This is a genomic window from Saccharothrix variisporea (assembly GCF_003634995.1).
Lineage (GTDB): Bacteria > Actinomycetota > Actinomycetes > Mycobacteriales > Pseudonocardiaceae > Actinosynnema > Actinosynnema variisporeum.
The window spans coordinates 3,466,808-3,485,203 of sequence record NZ_RBXR01000001.1 but is presented as its reverse complement, the minus strand read 5'-3'; the positions used below and the strand labels follow the sequence as shown (position 1 = coordinate 3,485,203).

At 70.0% G+C, this 18,396-nt stretch carries 20 protein-coding genes; 9 read left to right on the top strand and 11 right to left on the bottom strand.

From position 1 onward, the window contains the following. Positions 1–5: 5 nt before the first annotated feature. The gene (locus tag DFJ66_RS15360; RefSeq protein ID WP_121221950.1) at positions 6–455 is read right to left on the bottom strand and encodes a hypothetical protein; all 450 of its coding nucleotides are present in this window, start codon (positions 453–455) and stop codon (positions 6–8) included. After that, positions 456–1,085, bottom strand: a complete 630-nt coding sequence (locus tag DFJ66_RS15355; protein WP_121221948.1) for a DUF3043 domain-containing protein — start codon at positions 1,083–1,085, stop codon at positions 456–458. 42 nt (positions 1,086–1,127) lie between these two features. On the opposite strand from DFJ66_RS15355, the gene DFJ66_RS15350 reads away from it, so the two are divergent. Both DFJ66_RS15350 and DFJ66_RS15345 read left to right on the top strand, forming a co-directional pair. Then, positions 1,128–2,144, top strand: a complete 1,017-nt coding sequence (locus DFJ66_RS15350) for a glycerate kinase family protein (protein ID WP_121221946.1) — start codon at positions 1,128–1,130, stop codon at positions 2,142–2,144. Between the two features lie 91 nt (positions 2,145–2,235). Then, the gene (locus DFJ66_RS15345) at positions 2,236–2,610 is read left to right on the top strand and encodes a HesB/IscA family protein (protein ID WP_121221943.1); all 375 of its coding nucleotides are present in this window, start codon (positions 2,236–2,238) and stop codon (positions 2,608–2,610) included. A gap of 64 nt (positions 2,611–2,674) precedes the next feature. Here the strand turns inward: DFJ66_RS15345 and DFJ66_RS42750 are convergent, their stop codons facing one another. Together DFJ66_RS42750 and DFJ66_RS15340 are read right to left on the bottom strand one after the other, a co-directional pair. Beyond that, positions 2,675–2,848, bottom strand: a complete 174-nt coding sequence (locus DFJ66_RS42750; protein ID WP_170199419.1) for a hypothetical protein — start codon at positions 2,846–2,848, stop codon at positions 2,675–2,677. Positions 2,849–2,931: 83 nt separating this feature from the next. Then, on the bottom strand, positions 2,932–4,113 hold the full coding sequence (locus tag DFJ66_RS15340; protein ID WP_246029767.1) for an MFS transporter: 1,182 nt from the start codon (positions 4,111–4,113) through the stop codon (positions 2,932–2,934). Between the two features lie 83 nt (positions 4,114–4,196). Between DFJ66_RS15340 and DFJ66_RS15335 the strand changes: the two genes are divergently transcribed. Beyond that, positions 4,197–4,607 (top strand): MerR family transcriptional regulator, encoded by a 411-nt coding sequence (locus DFJ66_RS15335; protein ID WP_121221941.1) that lies wholly within the window; start codon positions 4,197–4,199, stop codon positions 4,605–4,607. Positions 4,608–4,657: 50 nt separating this feature from the next. Here DFJ66_RS15335 and asnB read toward each other — a convergent pair whose 3' ends face one another. Next, positions 4,658–6,586 (bottom strand): asparagine synthase (glutamine-hydrolyzing), encoded by a 1,929-nt coding sequence (asnB, locus tag DFJ66_RS15330; protein ID WP_121221939.1) that lies wholly within the window; start codon positions 6,584–6,586, stop codon positions 4,658–4,660. Positions 6,587–6,806: 220 nt separating this feature from the next. On the opposite strand from asnB, the gene ctaC reads away from it, so the two are divergent. Both ctaC and DFJ66_RS15320 read left to right on the top strand, forming a co-directional pair. Continuing rightward, positions 6,807–7,739 (top strand): aa3-type cytochrome oxidase subunit II, encoded by a 933-nt coding sequence (gene ctaC / locus DFJ66_RS15325; RefSeq protein WP_121221936.1) that lies wholly within the window; start codon positions 6,807–6,809, stop codon positions 7,737–7,739. Positions 7,740–7,751: 12 nt separating this feature from the next. Further along, a complete protein-coding gene (locus DFJ66_RS15320; protein ID WP_121221934.1) occupies positions 7,752–8,168 on the top strand; it encodes a cytochrome c oxidase subunit 4 in 417 nt (138 codons plus the stop codon). A gap of 770 nt (positions 8,169–8,938) precedes the next feature. Here the strand turns inward: DFJ66_RS15320 and DFJ66_RS15315 are convergent. From DFJ66_RS15315 to DFJ66_RS15300, 4 genes are read right to left on the bottom strand one after another with little or no spacing between them, the layout of a single operon-like run. Then, positions 8,939–9,625 carry a lysophospholipid acyltransferase family protein gene (locus DFJ66_RS15315; protein ID WP_121221932.1) on the bottom strand — a complete coding sequence of 229 codons (687 nt, stop codon included), beginning with the start codon at positions 9,623–9,625 and terminating at the stop codon, positions 8,939–8,941. A 54-nt stretch (positions 9,626–9,679) separates the two neighbouring features. Continuing rightward, the gene (gene trpD / locus DFJ66_RS15310; protein ID WP_121231211.1) at positions 9,680–10,735 is read right to left on the bottom strand and encodes an anthranilate phosphoribosyltransferase; all 1,056 of its coding nucleotides are present in this window, start codon (positions 10,733–10,735) and stop codon (positions 9,680–9,682) included. 5 nt (positions 10,736–10,740) lie between these two features. After that, positions 10,741–11,151, bottom strand: coding sequence for a response regulator (locus DFJ66_RS15305; RefSeq protein ID WP_121221930.1), 411 nt, complete (start codon positions 11,149–11,151; stop codon positions 10,741–10,743). Between the two features lie 57 nt (positions 11,152–11,208). Continuing rightward, a complete protein-coding gene (locus DFJ66_RS15300) occupies positions 11,209–11,607 on the bottom strand; it encodes a hypothetical protein (RefSeq protein ID WP_121231209.1) in 399 nt (132 codons plus the stop codon). Between the two features lie 84 nt (positions 11,608–11,691). Between DFJ66_RS15300 and ctaE the strand changes: the two genes are divergently transcribed. The 4 genes from ctaE (at position 11,692) to qcrB (ending at position 15,965) form a co-directional block, all read left to right on the top strand. Further along, positions 11,692–12,300 carry an aa3-type cytochrome oxidase subunit III gene (gene ctaE, locus DFJ66_RS15295; RefSeq protein WP_121221928.1) on the top strand — a complete coding sequence of 203 codons (609 nt, stop codon included), beginning with the start codon at positions 11,692–11,694 and terminating at the stop codon, positions 12,298–12,300. 67 nt (positions 12,301–12,367) lie between these two features. Continuing rightward, positions 12,368–13,177: a cytochrome bc1 complex diheme cytochrome c subunit gene (qcrC, locus tag DFJ66_RS15290; protein WP_121221926.1), complete on the top strand. Its 810-nt coding sequence runs from the start codon at positions 12,368–12,370 to the stop codon at positions 13,175–13,177. Continuing rightward, a complete protein-coding gene (gene qcrA / locus DFJ66_RS15285; protein ID WP_121221924.1) occupies positions 13,174–14,298 on the top strand; it encodes a cytochrome bc1 complex Rieske iron-sulfur subunit in 1,125 nt (374 codons plus the stop codon). The genes qcrC and qcrA overlap by 4 nt, the downstream gene beginning before the upstream one ends. After that, a complete protein-coding gene (gene qcrB / locus DFJ66_RS15280) occupies positions 14,295–15,965 on the top strand; it encodes a cytochrome bc1 complex cytochrome b subunit (RefSeq protein ID WP_121221922.1) in 1,671 nt (556 codons plus the stop codon). Before qcrA ends, qcrB begins: the two co-directional genes overlap by 4 nt. 355 nt (positions 15,966–16,320) lie before the next feature. Here the strand turns inward: qcrB and DFJ66_RS15275 are convergent, their stop codons facing one another. Both DFJ66_RS15275 and DFJ66_RS15270 read right to left on the bottom strand, forming a co-directional pair. Beyond that, positions 16,321–16,605: an Lrp/AsnC family transcriptional regulator gene (locus DFJ66_RS15275; RefSeq protein ID WP_121231207.1), complete on the bottom strand. Its 285-nt coding sequence runs from the start codon at positions 16,603–16,605 to the stop codon at positions 16,321–16,323. A gap of 37 nt (positions 16,606–16,642) precedes the next feature. Next, complete coding sequence (locus DFJ66_RS15270; RefSeq protein ID WP_121221920.1) at positions 16,643–18,358, bottom strand: DEDD exonuclease domain-containing protein; 1,716 nt, start codon at positions 18,356–18,358, stop codon at positions 16,643–16,645. Positions 18,359–18,396: the final 38 nt, after the last annotated feature.

Sequence of the window (18,396 nt, the reverse complement as noted above, 5' to 3'; positions counted from 1 at the left end):
GCAAGCTAATGAACTACCGGTGCGCCCACCTCGACGACCCAGACCGGCACCACGAACTCGGCGTCACCCGGCTCCGGGTCCGCGGACGCCTCGGCACCCCGGTCGGCCAGGAACTCCTCCACGATGGCGGCCAGGGACGCCTCGAGGTCCACTCGTGCGCCGAAGGGCAGTCGGTCACGCGGCGACGTGGTCGTGGAGCACCGCAACTGGCCGGCCTGCTGGTCGTGCCAGACGTAGAACGACACCGACCCGCCGTGGCCGAGAGCCCGCACCCGCCGGCGCAGGGAGGTGACGCAGTCCTCGAACGCGGTGACGACCTCCTGGACCGTCAGCGACCGGCGTTCGGCCGCCGACACCGACAGCGACCAGGTGTTCTCGCGTGCCTCGGCGAGCGGCGCGCCGGGATCGAGCAGCAGCGGCTCCTGCCCGACCTCGCGGATCCACGTGGGTAACACTCAGACCTTGTCGCCGTAAGACACCCGCGGCTTGGGCACGCGGAGGCGGCGCAGCTGGCTGGCGCGGATGAACGAGTACCAGCCGATGGAGAGGCCCCGGGTGGTGTCCTGGGGGAACTTCGCCCGCACCCGCTTGGTCACGTACCGGCCCAGCACGAAGCCCTCGACGACCATCGCCAGCAGCATGAACGTGGTCACCAGGGTCGCGTACTGCTGCACCTGCGGCGCGGGCACGAGCAGGGCCACGAAGACCAGGATGGCCAGGGGCATGAACAGGCCCATGAGGTTGCGGCGGGAGTCGACCACGTCGCGGATGTAGGCCTTCACCGGGCCGCGGTCGCGGGGCAGGAGGTACTTGTCCTCGCCGGCCATCATGCGCTTGCGGCGCTCCACGGCGGCGGCGCGGCGTTCTTCCTTGGACACCTTGTTGCCGCGCATCCGCTTGAGGGCCTCGCGCTGGGTGCGCGGCGGCGGGGGCACGGGGCCCCGGCGCTTGCCCTCGGCTTCGCGGCGCTTCGGGGTGGGCCTGCCCTTGCCGGGTGTGCGCGAGGCGTCGCCGGGCGTCACCTCCGCCGGGGTCTCTTCGGCGGTGGTGGCGGCTTCGTCGGCATTGCGGCGCAGGAACCTCACGCGCCAAGAGTAGGAGATGCCCCGTTCCGTACCCTTCGCGAGGTGCGAGTTGTTATTGCGCCGGACTGCTTCGGCGGGACGTTGACCGCGCGGGAGGCCGCCGAGGCCGTCGCGGAGGGCTGGCGCCGTGCCGCCCCCGACGACGAGCTCCAGCTGCGTCCCCTGGCCGACGGTGGACCCGGGTTCGTGGACGTGCTGCACGCCGCCCTCGGCGGCACCCTGCACGACCTGGACGTGACCGGTCCCCGCGGCGAACGCGTGCGAGCCGTGTGGCTGGAGCACGACGGCACCGCCTACGTGGAGTCCGCCCAGGCGTGCGGCCTGCACCTCATCCCCAAGGACGAGCGCCCGGCCACGGCCGAGACCGCCACCACCCGGGGCGTGGGGGAGCTGGTCGCCGCCGCCGACCGGACCTGTCACACGATCGTGGTGGGTTTGGGCGGGTCGGCGACCACGGACGGTGGAGAAGGGCTCCGCGAGGTCGTGACCAGGACGAACGCCAAGCTCGTCGCCGCCTCGGACGTGGAGAACCCGCTGCTCGGCCCGCACGGCGCCGCGCACACCTTCGGCCCGCAGAAGGGCGCGTCACCCGAGGCCGTGGCCCGGCTGGAGGCCCGGCTGGCGGGCATGGCCGAGCTCGCGGAGGTCCGCGACCTGCCCGGTGCGGGTGCCGCAGGCGGCCTCGGCGCGGCGCTGCTCGCGCTGGGTGCCGAAGTCACGTCGGGTGCGGGGCTGGTGCGCCGGCTCACCCGGTTGGACGAGGCGCTGGACGGCGCGGACCTGGCCGTCACGGGCGAGGGCAGCTTCGACTGGCAGTCGCTGCGCGGGAAGCTCATCACCGCCGTCGCGGGCGGCGCGGCCGAGCGCGGCATCCCGTGCCTGGTGCTCGCGGGCCAGGTCAGCGTGGGTCGGCGCGAGGCGGCGGCGGCCGGCGTGCAGGAGTCGTACTCGGTCACCGACCACGCCGGGTCGGTCGAGAAGTCGATGGCCGACCCGGCCGGCACGCTGGCCGCGTTGGCCCACGACGTGGCGAGGCAGTGGTCACACCCGGCCCGCTGAGGGTTGTGCGACCATGGGTGTCAGGAACAAAGCGGGTACCGCCCGTGTTTGCTGGGAATAGATGCCCGCAAAGGACCTCTGAGGGAGAGCCATGACGACCGCTCAGGATGCAGCCACCTCGACTCCTGACGCACCGCCCACCCACGGCGTCACGCTGACCGACGCCGCCGCTGTCAAGGCGAAGGCGCTGCTCGACCAGGAGGGCCGGGACGACATGCACCTGCGCATCGCCGTGCAGCCCGGTGGCTGCGCCGGCCTGCGCTACCAGCTGTTCTTCGACGAGCGCACGCTGGACGGCGACGCCCTGCGCGACTTCAACGGCCTCAAGGTCGCTGTGGACCGCATGTCCGCCCCGTACGTGGAGGGCGCGGTGATCGACTTCGTGGACACGATCGAGAAGCAGGGCTTCACGATCGACAACCCGAACGCGGGCGGTTCGTGCGCCTGCGGCGACTCGTTCCACTGAGTCGACACGGAAGAAGTAGAGGCCCTCGCCATGCGGCGGGGGCCTTTTCCGTTGTCCGGGGACCTCAGACGTAGGCGTCCAGGTTCGCCACCTGGGCCGCGTTCGCGTCGCTGACCTGCCACTTCGCCGCCAGTCGCGGCTCGGGCAGGGCCTTGTCCGTGGGCCGCAGCTCGGCCGGCACCTCGGTGCAGTCGTCGATCAGCTCGGCCAGCGTGTCGGCTTCTTCGGTGTTCCTCACGTCCCGGACCGTATGCCGGGAATCCGGTTGACAGAAGACCTACCGGGCGGTAGCCGCCCGGTAGGTCTCCCGCGGTCGGGTGGTCAGGCCGTGGCCAGGGCCGGTTCCAGGGGCTGCGAGTGGTCGTGGCCCCGGCGCACCAGGCGGCCGAGGAACAACGCCACCAGCACGCCCAGCACCGCCGGCACCGCCCCCACGGCCGCGATCCACTGGAGCCCGAACCCGCCGCTGATGACCGCGCCGCCGATCATCGGGCCGAACGCGGCGGCCACGTTGAACGCGGAGATGTTCACCGAGGCCACCAGGCCCGCGGCCGACCCGGCCTGGCCCATCAGGAACGTGTGCAGCAGCGGACCGGCCGCGAACGCGCTGGCGCCCAGCACGAACACCCCCACGACGGCCGTCACCTTGGTCTCCAGCAGGAAGCCCTGCACCACCAGCAGCACGGTCAGCGCCGCCAGCGGGATCGGCAGGACCTTCGCGATGGCCGAGGGCTGGACGCGGCCGGCGATCGTGCTGCCGACCATCGTGCCCAGGCCGTAGACCAGCAGCACCCCCGTCACCCACGCCGGGCTGAACCCGGTCACGTCCCGCAGCGCCGGGGCCACGTAGGTGAAGGCGGTGATCATGCCGGTGAACGCGAGGACCGTCGTGAGCAGGCCGAACAGCACCGTCCGGCGGCTGAACGCGAACATGTTGGCGCGGAACCCGGCGTCGGGCTCGTGCGCCACCTTCGGCGCGCCGAGGACGACGCCGACCAACCCGATGAGCGTCAGCGTGGCGACCACGGCGAACGACCCGCGCCACCCGTAGTTCTGGCCGACCAGCGTGCCGACCGGGATGCCCAGGATGGTCGACAGCGCCACCCCGTTGACGATCTTCGCGATGGCGGCGGTCTGCTTCTCCGGCGCCACCGCCGCCACCGCGACCTGCGAGGCGACGGCGAAGAACAGGCCTTGCGAGAGGGCCGCGACCATGCGCGCGGCCATGAGCAGTTCGTAGTTGGGCGCCAGCGCCGAGGCCGTGGAGGCCAGGAACGCGAGCGCCATGACGGCGATCAGGAGGGACCGGCGCGGCAGCCGCCCGGTCAGCACGGTCAACACCGGTCCGCCGACGGCGACGGACACTGCGTATGCGGTGACCAGCAGGCCCGCGGTCGGCAGCGCGACCCCCAAGTCCGCGGCGACCTCGGGGAGCACACCGACGACGATGAACTCCGAGGTACCCACCGCGAACGCGCACAGCATCAAGACGAGAGCGATCACGGGGACGACGGTAAAGTGTGACACTGACGTCAGGGTCAAGCTTGTGTGGTGGTCGGCTCTTTTGCCGCCGGGAGGGAATACGGGTGCTGATCGGCGAACTGGCGGAGAAGACCGGCACGACGGTGCGCATGCTGCGGTACTACGACCAGCACGGACTGCTCAAGCCGCGGCGGACCGAGTCCCGGTACCGGGTGTACGACGAGGAGGACGTCGAGCGGGTGCGCAACGTGCGGTGCCTGATCTCCTCGGGGCTGAACGTCCGCCTGGTCCGGCTGGTGCTCGCCCACGCACTGGGGGAGGAGGTCGAGCTGCCGGCCGACGAGGCGGGCTGCGTGCCGCTGCTGGAGATGCTGCGGGAGGAGCTGACCTCGGTGGACGAGCGCATCGCCGGGTTGGAGCGGACGCGGACGCACCTGACCCGGCTGGTCGGGGACGTCGAGGTCATCATGGCGGAGAAGCGGCCCGCCCACCACGAGCAAGCGGCCCACGCCTGACACCGCGCCGCGCACCCCGGACGACCCCGGGGTGCGCGGCGCGGCTTGCGTCAGAGCTTGACCGGGTAGTGCGGCTCCGGCACGACCGGGCGGATGCGGCCCTCGATGAAGATGCCGTGCCAGATCATGAACACCAGCAGCGCCCAGATCCGGCGGCTGTTGTCGGCCACCCCGGACCGGTGCTCCTCGATGACCCGCAGCACCGCGTCCTTGTCGATGTACTGGTCGGTCTGCGACTGGCGCACGTGGTCCACCGCCCAGTCGTGCATCTCGTCCTTCAGCCAGTGCCGGATGGGCACCGGGAAGCCGAGCTTGCGCCGGTTCAGCACGTGCGCGGGCACGATGTCGCGGATGGCCCGGCGCAGGGCGTGCTTGGTCGTCTCCTTGGTCAGCTTCAGCTCGGACGGCACCTGCGAGGCGATCCGGAAGACCTCCGGGTCCAGGAACGGCACCCGCAGCTCCAGCGAGTTGGCCATCGTCATCTTGTCGGCCTTGACCAGGATGTCGCCGCGCAACCACGTGAACAGGTCCACGTGCTGCATCCGGGTCACCGGGTCCCAGCCCTGCGACTCGCGGTACGGCTGGGCCGTCACGTCCTGGTGCGACACGTTCGGGTCGTAGGACCGCAGCACCTGCCGGAGCTGGTCGTCCAGGAAGATGCGGGCGTTGCCGTAGTAGCGCTCCTCCAGGGTCAGGGCGCCCCGGCGCAGCAGGTCCTTGCCGCGCACGCCCTGCGGGATCTTGGTCGAGACCTTGCCCATGGCCTTGCGCAGCGCGCCCGGGACCTTCTCGAACGGGGCCAACGACAGCGGCTCGCGGTAGATCGTGTAGCCGCCGAACAGCTCGTCCGCGCCCTCACCCGACAGCACGACCTTCACGTGCTCGCGGGCCTCGCGGGCGATGAACCACAGCGGGACCAGGGCGGGGTCGGCCACCGGGTCGTCCAGGTACCACGTGATGAGCGGCAGGGCGTCCATCATCTCCTGCGCCGTCACGGCCTTGACCACGTGCTTCACGCCGATCGCCGCCGCCGACTCGGCCGCCACGTCGATCTCCGAGTACCCCGACCGCTCGAACCCGGTGGTGAACGTGATGAGGTCCGGGTTGTGCTCCTTGGCCAGCGCCGCCACGACCGTGGAGTCGATGCCGCCGGACAGGAACGAGCCGACCGTCACGTCCGCGCGCATGTGCTTGGCGACCGAGTCGCGCAGGGCCTCGGTGATCTCGTCGTACAGGCGGTTGGCGTCGGCGTCGCCGTGCACGGCCCGCGGGCGGAAGGTGGCCGGGAAGTACCGCTCGGCCACCGGGCGGCCGCCCGGGGTCAGCGTGAACGACGTGCCCGACTCGACGCGGTGGATCTGGGTGTGCAGCGACTCCGGCTCCGGCACGTACTGCAGGATCAGGTAGTGCTGGAGGGCCTTGCGGTCGACCTCGGGCCGGATGCCCAACGCCCCCGTCAGCTCCAGCAGCGACTTCTTCTCGCTGGAGAACGCCGTCCCGCCGGGGCCGGTCGCGTAGTACAGCGGCTTGATGCCGAACGGGTCGCGCGCGCCGAAGACGACCTTGCGGTGGTTGTCCCAGATCAGGAACGCGAACATGCCGCGCAGCTTGGCCACGGCGGCGGGACCCCAGTGGTGGTACGCGGCGACGATGGTCTCCGTGTCGCCGTCGGTGGCGAACGCCGTGCCGAACTCCTTGGTCAGCTCGGCGCGCAGCTCCAGGTAGTTGTAGATCTCGCCGTTGAAGTTGATGGTGTACCGGCCGGGCGCCTCCGGCGGACCCCAGTGCAGGGGCTGGTGGGAGCGCTCGATGTCGATGATGGCGAGGCGGTTGAAGCCGAAGACGACCTCGCCGCCCTGCCAGGTGCCCGTCTCGTCAGGGCCGCGGTGGCGCTGGCAGCGCATCGCGTGCGCCACTGCCGAGCGCGCCTGCTGCGCTTCGTTCTCGCCGGGGCAAACCAGTCCAAGCAGGCCGCACACGCCGTCGCACCTTTCGTGGGGTGTGGAGAAGCACCCAGTATGCCGGGGTGCCTTTGTGTGACCGAAACTGCACCACCGGGAGGCTCCCCCCAAGGGGTGGGACCCACCGTGCTGAGCTACGCTCCCGCATGATCCGGCGATGGGCGTAATTGCGCCCCCGCCCGTGTCTTGATGCCGCCTCCTGGCGGCGGTGAAGCTTTCAACGAGGAGGCGGCGAGCAGTGGGCCTGAAGGAGGGCACCAGGGCAGCGCGGCTGGCCAAGGTCGTCGGGCTGGTCGGCCTGGTCGGCGTCGGGGCCACGGGTTGCTCCACGGATGAGGTGCTGCGCTTCGGCTGGCCGGTGGCCGTGACGCCGCAGGCCGAGCGGATGCGCGAGCTGTGGACCTGGTCGGTCATCGCCGCGCTCGCGGTCGGTGTGATCGTCTGGGGGCTGATCCTCTGGTCGGTCGCGTTCCACCGCAAGAAGAGCGAGGAACTGCCCCGTCAGGTGGCCTACAACCTGCCGCTCGAGCTCGTCCTCATCGTCGTGCCGACGGTGATCGTCGCGGTGCTGTTCTACTTCACCGCGGTGACCCAGAACTACGTCACCAAGAAGTCCGCCGAGCCGGACGTGACGGTCGACGTGATCGCGTTCCAGTGGAACTGGGAGTTCCGCTACCCCGAGTACAAGACCGACCGCGACGACACCCCGGTGAGCACCGTGGGCTCGTCCGGCGAGGTCCCGCTGCTGGTGCTGCCGGCGGACCGGTCCATCCGGTTCAACCTGGAGTCCACCGACGTCATCCACTCGTTCTTCGTGCCGGAGTTCCACTTCAAGCGGGACGTCTTCCCGAAGCCGCAGAAGAACAACCAGGACAGCTCGTTCGAGATCACCAAGATCGACCGACCGGGTTCGTTCGTGGGCCGCTGCGCGGAACTGTGCGGCGTCTACCACGCGGTGATGAACTTCGAGGTCCGCGCCCTGGAGCCGGCCCTGTTCGACCGCTACATGTCGCTGCGCGAGAAGAACAACCCGAAGACGGGCCAGCCCTACAGCGCCGCCGAGGCGCTCACCGAGCTGGGCTGCGGCGAGCTGTGCACGCCGTACGCGGTCACGACCAAGCCCTTCGACACCGACCGGACCGTCCGCGAGGCGTCCGGCGGCGGGAAGTAGGAGGACGCTGCGATGAAGGTCGAAGCCCGCATTTTCGACTTGGTGATGGCATTCTCGTTCCTGATGGCCGTCGTGTACGGCTACTGGACGTGGGCCGACACCGGACACGTCGAGCCCGTCGGCGTGGTCGCCCTGGCCCTGACCGGCGGCCTGGCCCTGATCGTCGGCACCTACTTCCGCTTCGTAGCCCGCCGCATCGAGGTCCGTCCGGAGGACAACGCGGACGCCGAGGTCTCGGACGGTGCCGGCGAACTGGGCTTCTTCAGCCCGGGCTCGTACTGGCCGGTGGGCCTGGCGGCGGCTGCGGCCGTCTCCGGCGTGGCGGTGGCGTTCTGGCACGTGTGGCTGCTGGTGGTCGGCATCGTCCTGGTGCTGATCATGGTCGGCGGCCTGGTCTTCGAATACCACACCGGCCCGAACCACGACTGACCCAAACCCCAAAAGGGGCCGCCTCCCAGCCGGGGGCGGCCCCTTTTCGCGCGCACGCGCCTCCGGCGAAGCCGGCGAGTCGGCAGTCCACCCGCTTTGCCGGGTGGCAGTCCGCCCGCTTTGCCGGGTGGCAGTCCACCGGTGAGGACACAACTCAACTTGGGCTTCTTGCTTTTGTCATCTCCGTATGGCCTGCCCGAAGGGCTACCACATTTTCCAGGGGTTGCAGCCGAAAGTTTTGCGAGGAACGAGCAAAAGTTTTAGCGGCAACCCCTGGAAAATGTGGTAGGCTCCGCCAGGCCATACGGAGATGACAAAAGCAAGAAGCCCCCGCAGTGGCAGTTGGGTCATCTTTGGTGGCCTGCCCGCCGGCGAGGCGCTTTTCGCTTTTAAGAGCTTTGAACCGGAACGCTTCGCTCTCAAGCCGAACGCGCTTCGCGCTCTTGGGAGCGCTGCGCGCTCTTAAGATCAAAAGATGAAAAGCGGCGCTCGCCGCGCGGCAGGCCGCCAGCGGGGGGTGAAGGGCGTCGGTTCCCCCGCCGTATGGCCTGGCGGAGCCAACCACAGATTTCCCGGGGTGCCGCTAAAACTTTTTGCTCGTTCCTCGCAAAAACTTTCGGCTGCACCCCGGCAAATCTGTGGTAGCCCTTCGGGCAGGCCATACGGCGGGGGAACCGAGGCCCTCCACCTGTGGTTGAGACCACCACACACAAAAGCCGCGCTGCGCGCGCCGAAAAGCCGGGAGCGCGCTGCGCGCGAAAAAGCGTGGCTCAGGCGGCGTCGAGTCCGGCTTCCTGGCTGGCCGACTTCTGGTACCGGTCGACGTACTCCTGCCCGGACAGTTCCAAGATCCGGTACACGATCTCATCGGTGACCGATCGCAGCACCGGCAGCGACTCGTGCATCCCGGCGTACCGCGAGAAGTCCAGCGGCTCACCGAACCGAATGGTCACCGGACGGATGCGAGGGAGCTTCGCGTCCACCGGCTGCACCTGGTCCGTGCCCACGATGCCCACCGGGACGACTGGCGCGCCCGACTCCAACGCCATGCGCGCCACGCCTGTGCGGCCCCGGTGCAGGCGGCCGTCCAGGGAGCGCGTCCCCTCGGGGTAGATGGCGAAGGCGTCCCCTCGGGCCAGGATGGACGCTGCGGTGTCCAGCGAGGCCCGTGCCGCCCTTCCGGCACCCCGGCGTACCGGAACGTGCCCCAGCGAGCCGAAGAAGTACCGGGACAGGGCGCCCTTGAGGCCCTTGCCCTCGAAGTACTGCGCCTTGGCCAGGAAGTACACCCGGCGGGGTACCACCATCGGGATCACGATGCTGTCGATGAACGACAGGTGGTTGGCAGCCAGGATCACCGGCCCGTCCGCCGGCACGTTCTCCAGACCTTCGACCTTCGGCCGCCAGACCATCCGGGCCGTGGGCGCCACGACCCGGCGCATCACCGTGTAGAGCATGGGAACAGCATCCCTCTTCGTGGTTACCGGCCGGTGAAAAAGGTGGCCCACACCTCAGGATTCCGCCAGTTCGGCCTTCAGCTCGGTCGACCGGGCCGCCCAGCGCCGCAGCAGTTCGGCGGCCGCGCCGGAGTCCACGGCCTCGGCAGCCCTGGTCAGGCCCGTCGCCAGGTCGGTGTGCAGGTCGCCGCTGAAACCGGTGTGCGCCGCGATGGCACCGGCCGCGTTGAGCAGGACCGCGTCCCGGACCGGGCCGGGCTTGCCGCCGACGAGTTCGCGCACGACCTCGGCGTTGACGGTCGCGTCGCCGCCCTTCAGGTCGTCCGGGGTGGCGGTCGGGATGCCCAGGACCGAAGGGTCGATCCGGTCCTCGCGGACCGTGCCGTCCGACACCACCCACACCGTCGTGGTGGTCGTGGTGGTGATCTCGTCCAGGCCGTCGTCGCCGCGCACGACCAGGGCCGTGCTGCCGCGTCGCGCGAACACCCCGGCCATCAGGGGCGCGGCGGCGGCGCGGGCGCAGCCGATGAGGCCCACGGACGGCTGGGCCGGGTTGGTGAGCGGTCCCAGCAGGTTGAACGACGTGGGGATGCCCAGCTCGCGCCGGGGGCCCAGGGTGTGCCGGAACGCGGGGTGGAACACCGGTGCGAAGCAGAACCCGACGCCCAGCTCCTCGACGGTCGTCTGCACGCCCAGCGGCGGCAGGTCGATCGCCACGCCCAAGGCCTCCAGCACGTCCGCCGTGCCGCACTTGGACGACGCCGCCCGGTTGCCGTGCTTCACCACGGGCACGCCCGCGGCAGCGGCCACCAGGGTCGCCATGGTGGAGATGTTGACCGAGCCGGAGCTGTCGCCGCCGGTGCCGACGATGTCGGCCGCGCGGCCCTCGACGGTGAACCGGCGGGCGTGCTGGAGCATCGCCGCCGCCAGGCCGTCGACCTCCGCGGGCGTCTCGCCCTTGGCCCGCAGGGCGACCGCGAACGCGCCGATCTGGGCCGTGGTCGCCGCGCCGGACATGATCTGGTCCATGGCCCACGCCGTGTCGTCCTCGCCGAGGTCGACGCGGTCGATCAGGCGGTTGAGCAGCAGTGGCCAGGTCCGGTCGCCCACCGGGGTCACCCCCGGACCGCGGGCACGCCCGTGGACCGCAGCACCTCGGCGACGGTCTCGGCGGCGGCCAGCGGGTCGAGCGGGTGGACGATCACCGCGTCCGCCTGCGACCACGTGGCCAGCCACCGGTCGTCCTTGCGGCGGACCGCGACGACGATGGGCGGGCAGTCCGCGATCTCGTTCTTGAGCTGGCGGGACAGGCCCATGCCACCGGTCGGCTGCGCCTCGCCGTCCAGGATCGCCAGGTCGATGTCGCCGTTGTCCATCTCGTAGAGGACGTCGGCCACGCCACCGGCCTCCACGTACTCCACGCGCGGCAGGTCGGGCGCGGGACGGCGGCCCACCGCGGTGATGATCGTCTCACGCACCTCGGGGCGGTGGCTGAACACCAGGATCCTGGTCGTCTGCGTGCTCATCTGCGCGATCCTCCGGCGGGTCGGGTGCCAGGTGGAAGGTGATGTTATCCGCCCCACTCACGCGGACGGGTGCGGGACCTGGAGAGCGTCCCAACCGATCCAGTCACCGCCCAGCCGCTGGGCCAGGCTCGCCATCCGCGATCGCTCCTGCGCGCACGACAGCGCCGTCAGCACCTGCACCCGCAGGGCGTGGGAAACCTCACCGGGAACGAGGGTCCACCCGTCCGGTGCCAGGAGCTCGCGGGCGCGTTCTACCTGGTCAGGGGGCAGGGTGAGGTGGTGGCGGAGCACGGCGGGGTCGGCCGTCCGGAGGTCGGGTGATCGGGCCAGCACCGCCGAGTCGGCCTCGGCGATGTCGAACGCCTCGGCGACCACCACCAGCCCGGGTGAATCGATCTCCAGTGCGGGTTCGTCCTTGCGGGACAAGCGATCACGCAACCGGCGCAACAACCCCATGACCGTCCTCACCGACCGTGTGACCCAGATGACCACTGCTCGTGCCCCAGACCCGATGGGCGGGGCGAAAACCCGCAAGCAATAATGCGTCGTGTGACAACGGCAGCGCCCTCCATCGGCCCGCGCGTGCACTCGCTGAACCGCCCGAACATGGTCAGCGTGGGCACGATCGTCTGGCTGTCCAGTGAGCTCATGTTCTTCGCCGGCCTCTTCGCCATGTTCTTCACGGTGAAGGCCCAGAACGAAGGGCACTGGCCCCCGGAGCCGACCGAGCTGAACGTGCCCTACGCACTGTTCTTCACGATCATCCTGGTGGCCTCGTCGTTCACCTGCCAGTGGGGCGTGTTCGCCGCCGAGCGCGGTGACGTGTTCGGCCTGCGCCGGTGGTACCTGGTCACGTTGATCATGGGCGCGATCTTCGTGGGCGGCCAGGCGGGTGAGTACTTCAACCTCGTCCACGAGGGCACCACGATCCCCGGCTCGGCCTACGGCACGGTCTTCTACCTGACGACCGGCTTCCACGGCCTGCACGTGATCGGCGGTCTGATCGCGTTCGGCTACCTGCTGGTCCGCACGAAGCTGAGCAAGTTCACCCCCGCCCAGGCGACCTCCGCGATCGTCGTGTCGTACTACTGGCACTTCGTCGACGTCGTCTGGATCGGCTTGTTCGCCGTCATCTACATCGTGCCCTGACCAGGCTCGCGCACCCCCGACGAGCAGCACGAACCCCGAACTCACACCAGCAAGGGTTGCCGCACACATGACCACCAACACCACACGGGCCCGGAAGCGCGGCACCAAGCTGCGCCGGCGGATCTCGGGCCTCCTAGCCCTGGGCTTCGCGCTGCTGTCCGCGGGCTTCCTGTTCAGCGCCCTCGCGCCGCAGCCGCAGACCGCGCAGGCGCAGGACGACCCGGCCCAGGTGCGACTGGGCGAGCAGCTCTACAACAACACCTGCATCTCCTGCCACGGCAAGAACCTCGACGGCGTGGAGGACCGCGGCCCGAGCCTGATCGGCGTGGGCGACGCGGCCGTCTACTTCCAGGTCTCGTCGGGCCGCATGCCGATGGCCCGCCAGGAGGCGCAGGCCCAGCGCAAGCCCGCCGTGTTCACGGCGGAGGAGATCGACGCGCTCGGCGCGTTCATCCAGTCCCGCGGCGGCGGCCCGGAGGCCCCCGAGCAGCGCGGTGAGGCGCTGCGCGGCGAGAACTCCGCCCGCGGCGGCGAGCTGTTCCGGCTCAACTGCGCGGCGTGCCACAACTTCACCGGTCGCGGCGGGGCGCTGTCGTCCGGCAAGTTCGCGCCGACCCTGGACGGCGTGACCGAGGAGCAGCTGTACACGGCGATGCTCACCGGTCCGCAGAACATGCCGAAGTTCTCCGACCGGCAGCTCACGCCGGAGGAGAAGAAGGACATCATCGCGTACATCAAGTCGGTGACCGACGGGAACAACAACCCCGGCGGCGCCCCCCTCGGCGGCTTCGGGCCGGTTTCAGAGGGTCTGATCGCGTTCATCGTGGGCATCGCCGCCCTGATCGGCGTGGCCCTCTGGATCGGAGCCAAGGCATGAGCGGCGTGCAGCCGAACGACCTGCCGAGCGAGGCGGAGCTCGCCGGCATGAGCAGGGACGAGCTGGTCAAGCTCGGCACCAAGCTGGACGGCGTCGAGATCGTCCACTACGAGGAGCGGTGGCCGGTCAAGGGCACCCGCGCCGAGCGCCGGGCCGAGCGGCTGGTCGCCCTGTGGTTCACCATCGCCGCCCTGGGCGGCCTGGCGTTCCTCGCCGCGTTCCTGTTCTGGCCGTGGAAGTACGAGGCGCCCAACACCGAGCACCACTTCCTGTACAGCCTGTACACGCCGGTCATCGGCCTGACCCTGGGCATCGCGATCCTGGGCCTGGGCGTCGGCGCGCTGCTGTACACGAAGAAGTTCATCCCCGAGGAGCTGGCGGTCCAGGAGCGCGGCGACGGCGGCTCGGCGGAGGTCGACAAGGCCACCATCGTCGCCGAGCTGGCCGACGCGGGCGAGCGCTCCACCCTCGGCCGCCGGTCGCTGATCAAGCGGACCGCGGGCCTGGGCGCGGGCGTGTTCGGCCTGGGCGTGCTGGCCCTGCCGCTGGGCAGCCTCATCCGCAACCCGCACGCCGACAGCGAGACCAAGGCCTCGCTGTGGCACACCGGCTGGAAGGCCGAGAACGGCGAGAAGGTCTACCTGCGCCGCCACACCGGCAACTTCCACGAGGTCGCCCTGATCCGTCCCGAGGACCTCGACGCGGGCGGTTTCGAAACGGTGTTCCCGTTCCGCGAGTCGGAGCGCGACGACGAAGAAGCCCTGGTCGCGGCCCTCAAGCGGGCCGACAACCCGGTCATGCTCATCCGCCTGCGCCCCGGCCAGTCCGTGGTCAAGCGCGAGGGCCAGGAGAACTTCAACTACGGCGACTTCTACGCGTACTCGAAGATCTGCACCCACCTGGGCTGCCCGACCTCGCTGTACGAGCAGCAGACCGGTCTGCTGCTGTGCCCGTGCCACCAGTCGCAGTTCGACGTCTTCCACTACGGCAAGCCCCGGTTCGGCCCGGCGACCCGCGCCCTGCCCCAGCTTCCGATCACGGTGGACGAGGACGGATACTTGATTGCCCGCAGCGACTTCATCGAGGCTGTGGGTCCGGCGTTCTGGGAGCGTAAGTCATGAGCGGCATCACCACGCCGACAAAGCGGCAGAACGCCGCAGCCCGCGCGGCGGGTGGTGCGGCGAAGTGGGCGGACGACCGGTACCACCTGGCCAAGGGCCTGCGGCACCAGATGAACAAGGTCTTCCCGACGCACTGGTCCTTCCTGCTCGGCGAGATCGCGCTGTACAGCTTCATCGTGCTGCTGCTGTCGGGCACGTACCTGACGCTGTTCTTCGACCCCTCCATGGAGGAGGTCGTCTACAACGGGGCCTTCAAGAACCTCCAGGGCATCGAGATGTCCCGGGCGTTCGAGTCGACCCTGGAGATCTCCTTCGAGGTCCGCGGCGGCCTGTTCGTGCGCCAGGTGCACCACTGGGCGGCGCTGCTGTTCATGGGCGCGATCGTCGTGCACATGTTCCGGATCTTCTTCACCGGCGCGTTCCGGCGCCCGCGTGAGATCAACTGGGTCATCGGCATCGTGCTGTTCATGCTCGGCGCGATCGAGGGCTTCCTCGGCTACTCGCTGCCCGACGACCTGCTCTCCGGCACCGGCCTCCGCGTGATGGCGGCCCTGCTCATCTCGATCCCGGTCATCGGCACCTGGCTGAACTGGCTGCTGTTCGGCAGCGAGTTCCCGGGCACCGAGATCATCCCGCGGCTCTACGCCCTGCACATCCTGGTCATCCCGGGCATCATCCTGGCGCTGGTCGCCGTGCACCTGGCGCTGGTCTGGTACCAGAAGCACACCCAGTTCCCGGGCGTCGGCCGCAAGGAGACCAACGTCGTGGGCGTCCGGATCATGCCGGTGTTCGCGGCCAAGGGCGGCGGCTTCTTCGCCATCGTCGTCGCGGTCACCGCGATCATGGGCGGCATCTTCCAGATCAACCCGGTGTGGAACTTCGGCCCGTACAACCCGGCGCAGGTCTCGGCGGGTTCGCAGCCCGACTGGTACATGGGCTGGACCGACGGCCTGGTCCGCGTGTGGCCCGCGTGGGAGCTCTACCTGGGCAACTACACGATCCCGGCCCCGTTCTGGCCGTTCATGCTGGGCCTGCCGCTGCTGACCGGCATCGCGGCGGTGTACCCGTGGATCGAGCGCAAGATGACCAAGGACTACGCGCACCACAACCTGCTGCAGCGTCCTCGTGACGTGCCGGTCCGGACGTCGCTGGGCATGATGGCGATCTCGTACTTCATGGTCCTGCTGATGATGGGCGCGAACGACATCTTCGCCTACCAGTTCGACATCTCGCTCAACGCGACGACCTGGATGGGCCGGATCGGTCTGTTGGTGATCCCGCCGATCACGTACTTCATCACGTACCGGATCTGCATCGGGTTGCAGCGTTCGGACCGCGAGGTGCTGGCGCACGGCGTCGAGACCGGCATCATCAAGCGCCTGCCGCACGGCGAGTTCATCGAGGTCCACCAGCCGCTCGGTCCGGTGGACGACCACGGCCACCCGTTGGAGCTGGCCTACCAGGGCGCTCCGGTGCCGAAGAAGATGAACAAGCTGGGGTCGGCGGGGCACCCGGTGCCCGGTAGCTTCCTGACGCCGGACTCGCCGGAGGAGACTGCGGCGTTGGCTCGGGCTCGGGCGGAGAACGGCGGCCCGAAGGACTCGCTGACGGCGGAGAACAAGCCGTCGGCCGAGTTGGCGGGCAAGCCTGCGCAGTTGGAGGACTGAGCTACACGCTGAAGGCCCCGCACCCTGGGTGGGTGCGGGGCCTTTCGCTTTCAAGCGCTGGCGCGCTTTGAAGATCAAAAAGAGTGAAAAGATGAAAAGCGGCGCTCGCCGCGCGGCAGGCCGCCAGCGGGGGGTGAAGGGCGTCGGTTCCCCCGCCGTATGGCCTGGCGGAGCCAACCACATTTTGGGCCGGGTGCCGCTAAAACTTTTTGCTCGTTCCTCGCAAAAACTTTCGGCTGCACCCGGCCCAAAATGTGGTAGCCCTTCGGGCAGGCCATACGGCGGGGGAACCGAGGCCCTCCACCTGTGGTGGTCACCACCGGAGACAGCGCGCTGCGCGCGGAGAAGTGCCCTGTCAGGCGTCTTCGAGGCCTACCTCGAAGGCGGCCTCGGTGTCGCGCTTCGAGTACGAGCGGAACGAGATGTGGGTGTCGGTGTTCAGCACGCCCGGCACCTTCGAGATCCGGCCCGGCACCAGGTCGGCCAGATCCTCGTGGCGGGCGACCTTCACCAGGGCGATGAGGTCCACGTCGCCGGCGCACGAGTACACCTCCGTGACGCCTTCGATGTCGGCGATCGCCTGTGCCGCGTCCGGGATGGTGTCGGCGGCGGCCTGGATCAACACGATCGCGGTGATCACGGCGGTCCTCCTGGTCAAGTCGACGGTGGTGGACATGCTAGTGGGCCGGAGGGCGGTAGAGATCGCGGCCGGCTTCCGCGCGTTCCACCCACTCGCGCCACGAGCCGGCCGCGTGCGCGGGGGACGTCCAGGGCTGGTCGCAGTACACGAGTCGGGTGCCGGGGCGGTCGAGCCAGCGGAGGATTACCGCGGTTTCCTCCGGGGGTGCGCCGTGGAGGGGGCCTTCGCCGGGGACGACCGTCTCGGCTGCGGCTACCAGGGCGTCGACTACCGGCATGGGGCGGATGCCGCGTTTCGCCACGCCGGCTGAAGCCAGGCGGCCGTGTCTGACCACGGCGAACTGCCAGCCGCCTTCGCCGTCGGGGCGCGCGGCGACCAGTTGGGGCAGGGCGGCGAGGCCGGCCAGGCGTTGGCCACGGTCCAGTGCCCTGATGAGGGCGGCCAGGCGGTCGCGGTGGGTGGCGGCGTCCTCGAAGCGGTGGACGTCGGAGAGGACGTCCAGGCCGGCGGCCATCGTGCGCAGGGGAGTGGTGTCGTGGCCGGCGACCAGGTTCCTGAGGGCGGTGACGGCGGGGGCGTACTCGGGCACGGTCTGGCGGCCGGCGCACGGGGCCTTGCAGCGGCCCATCTCGAAGCGGGCGCACGGGGTGCCGGAGGGGTTGCGGGCCGAGATGCGCTGGGAGCAGGAGCGGATGGGGACGGCGTCCAGGAGGGCGTCCAGGGCGGTCTCGGCCAGGCGGCGGGAGCGGAACGGGCCGATCGAGCCCTCGCGCGGGGTGCGGACCAGGGACAGCCTCGGGAAGGCCTCGTCGGTCAGGGTCAGCCACCACCAGCCGGCCTGGTTCTTGGACTTGCGGTTGTACGCGGGCTTGTGGGCGGTCAGCAGGCGCAGTTCGCGGACCTCCGCCTCCAGGGGGTGCGCGCACACGATCCCGTCCACCCGGACGGCCAGCGCCACCATCTCCCGCAGCCGCCGGCGGCCCTCGGAGGCGGTGAAGTACTGCCGGACCCGTCTCCGGAGGTCCGAAGCGGTGCCGACGTAGAGCACCTCCTCGTTCGGGCCCCGGAACAGGTAGACGCCCGGCTCGGACGGCAGGTGCGCCGCCAGGTTCCGCTTGCGCCGCTGCTCGGGCGTGACCTCGGGCAGGTAGGCGAGCAGTTCCTCCAGCGAGTGCACGCCGAGGTTGCCGACGCGTTCCAGCAGGTGGTGCAGCACCTCGACGGTGGCCTGGGCGTCGGTCAGCGCCCGGTGGTTCGGGGTCGTGGCGACGTTGAACAGCTGGGCCAGTGCCGACAGCCGGCAGCTCGGGGCCTCGTCGCGGGACAGCACCCGCCGGGCCAGCTTCACCGTGCACACCACGGTCGGCTTGGGCCACCGGTACCCGTACCGCTCGCAGGCGGCCTTGATGAACCCCACGTCGAAGCCCGAGTTGTGCGCGACGAGCACCGCGCCGGCGGCGAACTCCAGGAACGCCGGCAGCACGGTCGCGAGGCGGGGTGCGCCGGTGACCATGAACTGGGTGATCCCGGTCAGCGCCACGACCTGCGGCGGGATACCACGCTCGGGGTCGACCAGGGTGGAGAACGTGCCGAGCACTTCGCCACCCCGCACCTTCACCGCGCCGATCTCGGTGACGGCGTCCTCGGTGTTGCTGCCCCCGGTCGTCTCCAGGTCGAACACGACGAAGGTGGTGTCGCGCAACGGGGTGCCCAACTCGTCGAAGGACAGTTGGGCGGGGGCGGTGGTGGTCATCGGGGCGCACCTTAGCGACGGGGTACGACAGAAAATGA